This window comes from Streptococcus sp. HMSC072C09, assembly GCF_001813105.1.
GTDB lineage: Bacteria > Bacillota > Bacilli > Lactobacillales > Streptococcaceae > Streptococcus.
Genome location: NZ_KV811502.1, coordinates 214754 through 222738, shown reverse-complemented (window position 1 = coordinate 222738; position 7985 = coordinate 214754). Strand labels below are relative to the sequence as shown.

The window sequence follows — 7985 nt, the reverse complement described above, 5'->3', positions numbered from 1 at the left end:
TAAAATGAATCAAGAAAATATTGAAACTTTCCGCCGTGAGAAAAGTTTTAAGATAACTTTATCTATATTCCAAGAGACTGGGACAAAAGTCCTAGCCTCTCAATTATTTTTAGGTTGTCGAGCAAGACGCAGTGGTTGAGTGGGCTCTACTACGCTGATTTAATCAGCTTTTACAGCCCTACTCAACTTTGCGGAGATGGGACGACGAAATCGAATTCTAACGAATGACCGATTTCTGTCCCACTCTCTTTTCTTTCGCTGTTTGAAGCTTAATTTTTGGGCAAAGATTTGGTATAATGAAAGGTATGAAACATTCGGAAAAAGAATCACAATACCAACTTTTACTGGCACAGTTAGACGCTCTCTTAACAGGTGAAAGCAATGCCTTGGCCAATTTGTCTAACGCCAGTGCCCTCTTAAATCAAGCCCTGCCTCGTTCTGTCTTTGCGGGTTTTTATTTGTATGACCAGTCAGAATTGATCTTGGGACCCTTTCAGGGGGGCGTCTCTTGTGTCCACATCGCACTTGGAAAGGGTGTCTGTGGAGAAGCAGCTCAAAAGCAGGAAACCATGATTGTCGATGATGTCCGCCAACATGCCAACTATATTTCCTGTGATAGCCGGGCCATGAGTGAAATTGTGGTACCTATGGTCAAGGACGGTCAGCTCCTTGGGGTATTAGACCTGGACTCAGAATGCGTCTCTGACTACGATCAGCTGGATCAAGAGTATTTGGAAGAGTTTGTCGCTCTCTTGATCGAAAAGACAAACTGGGACTTTAAGATGTTTGGAGTTAAGAACTAATGTATCAAGCTTTATATCGGAAATACCGTAGCCAGACCTTTGGTCAATTGGTCGGCCAGCAAGTGGTGGCACGGACTTTGAGACAGGCAGTGGAGCAGGACAAGATCAGCCATGCCTATCTCTTTTCTGGACCTCGTGGAACTGGGAAAACGAGTGTGGCCAAGATCTTTGCTAAGGCCATGAACTGTCCCAATCAAGTCAATGGGGAGCCGTGTAACAACTGCTATATCTGTGAATCCATTACCAATGGGAGTCTTGAAGATGTTATCGAGATCGATGCAGCCTCTAACAATGGGGTCGATGAAATTCGCGATATTCGCGACAAGTCGACCTATGCTCCAAGTCTAGCCAAGCACAAAGTCTACATTATCGATGAGGTCCACATGCTCTCGACAGGGGCCTTTAATGCCTTGTTGAAGACGCTGGAAGAGCCGACGGAAAATGTGGTTTTTATCCTCGCAACGACAGAATTGCACAAAATTCCTGCGACCATTCTGTCACGGGTGCAACGTTTTGAATTCAAATCCATCAAACTGCCAGATATTGTCCAGCATTTGGAAAATATCCTAGCTACTGAAGGGATTGCCTATGAAGCAGATGCTGTCCAGATCATCGCCCGGCGCGCTGAAGGTGGGATGCGGGATGCCTTGTCCATTTTGGACCAAGCCCTGAGTCTGACTGCGGGTAGTGAGTTGACGACAGCGATCGCTGAAGAGATTACCGGCTCTATCAGCCTAGCTGCGCTTGATCAGTACGTAGCTGCCATCCTGGCTCATGATGCGACAGCGGCGCTGGATCAGCTGGCGATTATCTTTGATAATGGCAAGAATATGGCCCGTTTCGTCACGGACTTACTTCAATATTTGAGAGATCTCTTGATTGTTCAGACAGGTGGAGAAAATACCCACAATAGTGACTTGTTTGCGGCTAATCTTGAATCCGATCAAGCCCGTCTCTTTGCCCTGATTGACCAAGCGACAACCAGTCTAGCGGATATCAAAAATAGTCTGCAACCGCGCATTTACACTGAAATGATGACCATTAAATTGGCTGAAAGCACAGGCCAAGTTTCTACCTCAGCTGCTGTGGAGGTTCCTTCCAATGTGCTAGCTCAGCTGGAAGACTTGAAGAAGGAAGTCGCTCAACTCAAGCAACAGTTAGCGCAATCAGGTAGCAGTCTTCCTGCTTCAAAACCGGCAGTAACTCGTCCAACCAAGTCGAGCAAGGGCTACCGTGCAGATCGAAACAAGGTCAACACGATTTTACAAGAGGCGGTTGAAAACCCAGAGTTGGCACGGACCAACTTGATCCGTCTTCAGAACGCTTGGGGGGAAATCATCGAGAGCTTGGCAGGTGCGGATAAGGCCCTCTTAATCGGATCTCAGCCGGTCGCTGCCAATGAAAATCACGCTATTTTAGCCTTTGAATCGGCCTTTAATGCTGAACAGACTATGAAGCGGGACAACCTCAATACCATGTTTGGAAATATCCTCAGCAATGCTGCCGGTTTCTCGCCAGAGATTTTAGCGGTTTCGATGGAAGAATGGACCCAAATTCGGGCAGAGTTTTCGGCTAAGGCGCGTGGGCAAAAAGCCGAAGTGGTGGAAGAAGAGGAAAGTGTCATCCCTGAGGAATTTCACTTTTTATCCGATAAAATCACCCTGCAAGACGATTAATACATGAATTTTTTACTGAATCATGGTAAAATAATTTTATGAATAGAAAACAATTTGCAGTGATAGCAGTCTTTACTGCTATGGAGACATATTTTTTCAATGAAGCGACCATGGCGGGTCAAATGCTCTTTGCATGTTTTTGGGCCCTCTTGATCTTGCGCAATCTCCAGACGGCCTATATGGTGGAGAAGATTGCTAGTGCCATTGAAAAAGAAATCAAAAAGAAAAGAAAATAAAACCTTTGAAAAGAAATTCTTTTTCAAAGGTTTTTTTCTTGTTTTAAAAGGCTTCTTGGCATTGCTTGCGGTAATCTCCTGGGGAGAGGCCGACCTTTTGTTTAAAAGCCTTTGTAAAGTAGGAGTAGTTGTCATAGCCCACCTGGAGGGCGACTTGGTAAATGGGGGTATTGCTTTGCGATAGCATCTCTTTTGCGGCGGCCATCCGTTTATCGGTGATGTATTTCATCAGGGTTTCGCCGGTGTCGCGCTTAAACATCCGTGCTAAATGATCTGGACTAAGAAATACCATTTCGGCTAGCTTGGTGCGACTGATATCCTCCTTGTAATGGTGATCGATGTAGTCAGTGATCCGCTGGATGAGATTGGATTGGTGTTCTAGATCAATCACGTAATGGCGAGCAGAGCTCCAGTAATCCCCAATATAGGCTTCAAAAGCTTCGATGGCATGAAAACGCCGTTCGAAGAGAAATTGATGGTGTTTGTTTTGAAATAACTTGTGGGCGAGAATGCCGTTCTTGTCCAGATAAATCCCAATTTGCTGGGTCCAGTCTAGCTGGAGTTCACTCAGAGCTGAGAGCGGAATGCGATCTTGATTCTCTAAGCTATGGATGATTTGGAGGAGCTGTTCCGCCTCTAGCTGATTTGTAAAAGTGAGCGATGTCCGATGAGCGGGCTTTTGAGGTTGTGCATCCAAAGAAGTATAGGAGTGGATACTGTTCCAATGGAAGACTTGTTCTTCACTGTATTGGCAGAGTTGAAGAGCCTTCATCAAGAGCGTCTCAAGGGGAATAGCGTCTGAATAGAGAAGGATAGAGGATCGGTCTAAGTCTTGCTGGATCTTCTGCTGGATAGCCTTTAGGAAGTCTGCACACTCTGTAGTCTGATTCTTTTTGAAGAGGCAGAGGTAGCGATCGGTCTGGCTTTCGATTTTACTGAGGGCGCAGTAGTGGACAGGGTAATCCAGGGAGAGATCCTTGATACAATGGCGGAGCTGCAAGCGCCAAGAAGGGACGCTGGGGTGAAAGTCTTCTTCAACTAAGTGGAGAGTGATGAGGACTAAGAGGTAGTCTTCATGTGGTTTGGGGTTATAGCCTCGTTTTGTTACTTCTTGAAGGAGCTGTTCTGCTTGAGATGGACGCGGTTTTCGCAAGTAGTCATGCCAAAATTCAGCTTCTTTTTGTCCTTGCTGTGCTAATTGGGCCGCACTCTTGTGGCGCTTGATTTTATTGAGGGCTTTTTGAATGATAAATTCTAAGCGGTCGGGGTCAATCGGTTTGAGGTAGTATTCAAAACTTTGGAGTTCAATGGCTTTTTGGGCATAATTGAAATCAGCATAATTGGTGAGGAAGATCGTTTGAATGTCATATTTTTCTGATCGGACCCATGCTAGGAGATCTAGACCACTGCCTTGTGGCATCTCGATATCACTGATCATGAGGGCAATCGGGTGACTTTGAATGATGGCTTGGGCTTGGCTCAGACTGGAGGCGGTATATACCTGCTCAATGCCCAAGGCTTCCCAATGGATGGTTTCCTGTAGGGCTTTAATGATAAAACGATCATCGTCAACGAGTAGGATATTCATGTGTGTCTCCTTTGTAGGGTTCATAAGGAAGGCTCAGTTGGATGCGGGCACCTCCTTGGGATCCATTTGAAAATTGAAGGGTGTAGTGATCTGGATAGATGAGATCTAGTCGCTCCCGTGCATTGGTCAAACCAATGTGGTGGCCATCTTCTGTGACTAAGGATTTTTTCTCTGCTAGATCTTGTAAGATAGCGGAGCTAAAACCAGGACCATTATCCTGAAGGGAAATGGCAAGGTGTTGGTTTGCTTCTTCATGAATGGAAAGCTGAATGTGGAAGGAATCTTGGAAGGAAAAGCCGTGTTTGATGGCATTTTCCACAAAGGTTTGTAAAAGCAGAGGGGGAATAGCCGCATCTTTTAGACCAGGATCCCAGTCCAGGTCAAAGTGGATACTGTCCCCATAGCGGATTTTCTGGATTTCTAGGTAATTTCGGATATGTTGGATTTCATCTGCTAAGCGATTGAAATCTTGATTGGCCTGAAAGAGGTGACGCAAGTAGTTGGAAGTCACCTTGGTCAACTCCTCGATTTCCTTATAGTCCTTGGTTTGGAGCATGCTGTGAATCATGGAAAGCATGTTGAGGTAAAAATGGGGTCGGACTTGATTTTTGAGATAGTTGAGTTCGACTTTTTTGAGATTGAGTTGCGCGTGGTAGGCTCGAATTTGGAGGTCTTTCATATGGATCAGAACCTGATTGAGCTTGTGATTGGCCTGATCGATCTCTAAGATCCCTTGGTCTTCGATCACATCTAGCTTGGTGGAAGCAGCGTCTAGCTGAGAAAGGCGTTGGGTGAGTCGTTTCATCGGTTGGATCATCCGTTGACGAATATAAAGGATTAGAATGGTAGAGAGAACGGCGATGATCAAAGGAACCAAAGAAAGAAGGGTTTCCAGTACGATATTTGTACGGAAAACGTCTCCGTAATCGACCGTCACATACAGATCAAAAGGCAGGTGGGTTTGATTGCTACCGGCTTGAATGACGGAATCTGTAGCATGGATCTGGTTGGGGCGATCGATGGATAAGCGCCCTTTTTTCCCGATATTGAGCTTTTGCAAGGGTTTTAAAATATCCTGGGTAGAAATGATGGCATAGATAGCCTTGCCCTTGTAATGGAGGGATTTTAAGAGATAATCATGCTGGTTCAGGCTGATTCGTTGCCATTTTTGATTGGTCTTGTCTGTTTCTTTGTCATAGGTTTTAAGATGATCTTTCAATTGTACATAGTCCAGGTAGGGCAGTTGAAGACTGGAGGCATTGAAAAAATGGGGGATATCTCTTGTCTCTATGAAAAAGGTGATGGGGCTATCCATCTGGTACTGGAACTCCGTGAAATCAATCCGCAGTTTTTTTAGATTTTCATGAAAATCTGTGAAATCAAGTGGGGTATTGAGCTCTGTCAAATAGTCATTGTGACTGATAGTACTGTACATAAAACGCTCAACGGAGTGAAGCTCTGTATTTAAGGAATCCGCATAGATATGAATCGAGTCCTCTAAATGGAGCATGTTTTGGTGTTTAATAAAATTTCGGCTAATCCCACCTATCAAAAGGTTGATCAAGGTATTGACGACTAAGAGGAGAAAGAGTAGGCGCGAAAAAAATTGAATCGAGTGATCTCGTGTACTTCTGTGAATAGCTTTCATAATGAGCACCTCACATATATTATAGCACTATTTGAAAACGGATTCATGAACAAAACCGATAGTAAAGTAAAAAAAATCGGGAAAGTGCATGTTTTTGTGTGGAGAAAACGGAAAAGTGAATGAAGATGCACGAAAAAGTTCTATAAAGATGGAAAGGATTCCTATAAAATAGAGGAGAAAGAAAAGGAGGGCCTTATGAAAAGCGAAGTAAATGCGAAGCAGAGCAAATTGAAGAAAAATATTCCTTTATATGTGCTGCTCCTGCCATCGATTATTTTATTGATTTTATTTGCCTATATCCCTATGGCGGGTCTAGTCATCGCTTTTAAAGATTACTCTCCCGCTACTGGGATATTTGGAAGTCCTTGGGCTGGTCTCAAGTATTTTAACCAGTTCTTCTCATCCTTCCAATTTGCAACAACCATGAAGAATACCTTGAAAATTTCTATTTACAGTATTCTGGTTGGTTTTCCCTTGCCGATTGTTCTAGCCATTATTTGCAACCAGATTCGTGTAGGCAAGTTCAAAAAAATCTTTCAAGTAACAACTTATTTGCCTCATTTTATCTCGACCATGGTCATGTGTGGGATGATTATTCTCTTTCTCTCTCCAAGTAGTGGACTGTTAGCCAATGTCCTCAAATTGGTCGGCTTAAAGATGCCTGCCCTCTTATCTAAACCAGGTAGCTTTGCGGGTGTCTATGTCTGGAGCGATGTCTGGCAACATATCGGTTGGGATAGTATCATCTATCTAGCCGCTCTATCGGCCATTGATCCGACCTTTTATGAAGCAGCGACTATGGACGGGGCGAGTCGATTGCAAAAAATCCGTCATATTGACTTACCCTTACTGTTACCAACGGCCATGATTCTCTTGATTCTCAGAGCAGGAAGCTTACTCAGTGTTGGTTTTGAAAAGGTCTTGCTCTTGCAAAATCCACTCAATCTGGCAGGAAGTGAAATCATTTCGACCTATGTCTACAAAGTGGGGATGATTAATTTTCAATATAGTTATTCGACAGCGATCGGTCTCTTTAATACCTTGGTCAACTTGATCATCTTACTGTCGGTCAACTGGTTTGCGAAACGCTATACCAAGACAGGATTGTTCTAGGAAGGAGGAGAAATTGTGAAATTGTTTCAACATGCGAGAAAGACCAAGTCAGAAATCCTCTTTGATGTTTTTATCTATGGTCTAGCGATTTGCTTGATTCTGTTGATTGTCTACCCTTTGTGGTTTGTCATTATTGCCTCCTTCAGTAATCCGTCTGATGTGGCAACTGGTAAGGTTTGGTTTATCCCGAGGGAATGGCGACTAGATGGCTATCAACGCTTGATTGAGCAACCTTTGTTTCTAAAGAGCTATCTCAACACCATCCTCTACACAGTTGTAGGGACCATCGTTGCCCTGGTCATTAATATCCCAGCTGGTTACGCCTTGTCGCGAAAGGACCTCTTTGCTAAGAAATGGGTCAGTGTCTTCTTTATCGTTCCCATGTTTGTCTCTGGGGGCTTGATTCCCATTTATTTGACAGTGAAACAATTGGGCTTGGTCGACACCTTCTGGGTAATGGTCGTACCGTTTGCAGTATCTCCTTACAATATCGTTGTAGCTCGAACTTTCTTTAACAATAGTATTCCAGAAGGGATGTGGGAAGCCGCCCAGATCGATGGTTGCGGAACCATTTATTACTTCAGAAAGATCGTGCTCCCCTTGTCCAAGGCTATTATTGCCGTTATTGGACTTTGGACAGCAGTAGGGATATGGAATTCTTGGTTCAATGCCCTGATTTATTTGACAAATGAAAATCTTCAACCCCTGCAACTGATCCTGCGCCGTCTCTTAATTAGTAATCAAATGTTGCAATCGCAAGCAACAGGGGAGGTAGCTTCTGACCTCCGTATCAAGGCTGATATGATGAAATATGCAGCCATCGTTATCTCAACAGCACCGATTATGATGCTGTATCCATTCGTCCAAAAATACTTTAATCAAGGTGTCATGATAGGGGCCTTGAAAGAATAGGAGAAGATC

Annotated in this window: 7 protein-coding genes; 5 read left to right on the top strand and 2 right to left on the bottom strand. The window is 44.1% G+C overall.

Annotated elements, in window-relative coordinates:
* The first annotated feature begins 305 nt into the window (after positions 1 to 305).
* Genes HMPREF2893_RS08510 through HMPREF2893_RS08500 form a run of 3 tightly spaced genes read left to right on the top strand, consistent with a single transcriptional unit; the run spans position 306 to position 2715 of the window.
* Complete coding sequence (locus tag HMPREF2893_RS08510; protein ID WP_049515482.1) at positions 306 to 803, top strand: GAF domain-containing protein; 498 nt, start codon at positions 306 to 308, stop codon at positions 801 to 803.
* Positions 803 to 2479: a DNA polymerase III subunit gamma/tau gene (gene dnaX, locus HMPREF2893_RS08505; protein WP_070675759.1), complete on the top strand. Its 1677-nt coding sequence runs from the start codon at positions 803 to 805 to the stop codon at positions 2477 to 2479. The genes HMPREF2893_RS08510 and dnaX overlap by 1 nt, the downstream gene beginning before the upstream one ends.
* A gap of 38 nt (positions 2480 to 2517) precedes the next feature.
* Positions 2518 to 2715 (top strand): DUF3272 family protein, encoded by a 198-nt coding sequence (locus HMPREF2893_RS08500; protein ID WP_070675757.1) that lies wholly within the window; start codon positions 2518 to 2520, stop codon positions 2713 to 2715.
* 43 nt (positions 2716 to 2758) lie between these two features.
* On the opposite strand, the gene HMPREF2893_RS08495 is transcribed toward HMPREF2893_RS08500, so the two are convergent.
* A complete protein-coding gene (locus tag HMPREF2893_RS08495) occupies positions 2759 to 4303 on the bottom strand; it encodes a helix-turn-helix domain-containing protein (RefSeq protein WP_070675755.1) in 1545 nt (514 codons plus the stop codon).
* Entirely contained in the window at positions 4284 to 5951 is a 1668-nt protein-coding gene (locus HMPREF2893_RS08490; RefSeq protein WP_070675753.1) for a sensor histidine kinase, read from the bottom strand. The genes HMPREF2893_RS08495 and HMPREF2893_RS08490 overlap by 20 nt, the downstream gene beginning before the upstream one ends.
* A 195-nt stretch (positions 5952 to 6146) precedes the next feature.
* Between HMPREF2893_RS08490 and HMPREF2893_RS08485 the strand changes: the two genes are divergently transcribed.
* Together HMPREF2893_RS08485 and HMPREF2893_RS08480 are read left to right on the top strand one after the other, a co-directional pair.
* A complete protein-coding gene (locus HMPREF2893_RS08485) occupies positions 6147 to 7064 on the top strand; it encodes an ABC transporter permease (RefSeq protein ID WP_024055802.1) in 918 nt (305 codons plus the stop codon).
* 15 nt (positions 7065 to 7079) lie between these two features.
* Entirely contained in the window at positions 7080 to 7976 is an 897-nt protein-coding gene (locus HMPREF2893_RS08480; protein ID WP_024055801.1) for a carbohydrate ABC transporter permease, read from the top strand.
* The last annotated feature ends 9 nt before the right edge of the window (positions 7977 to 7985 follow it).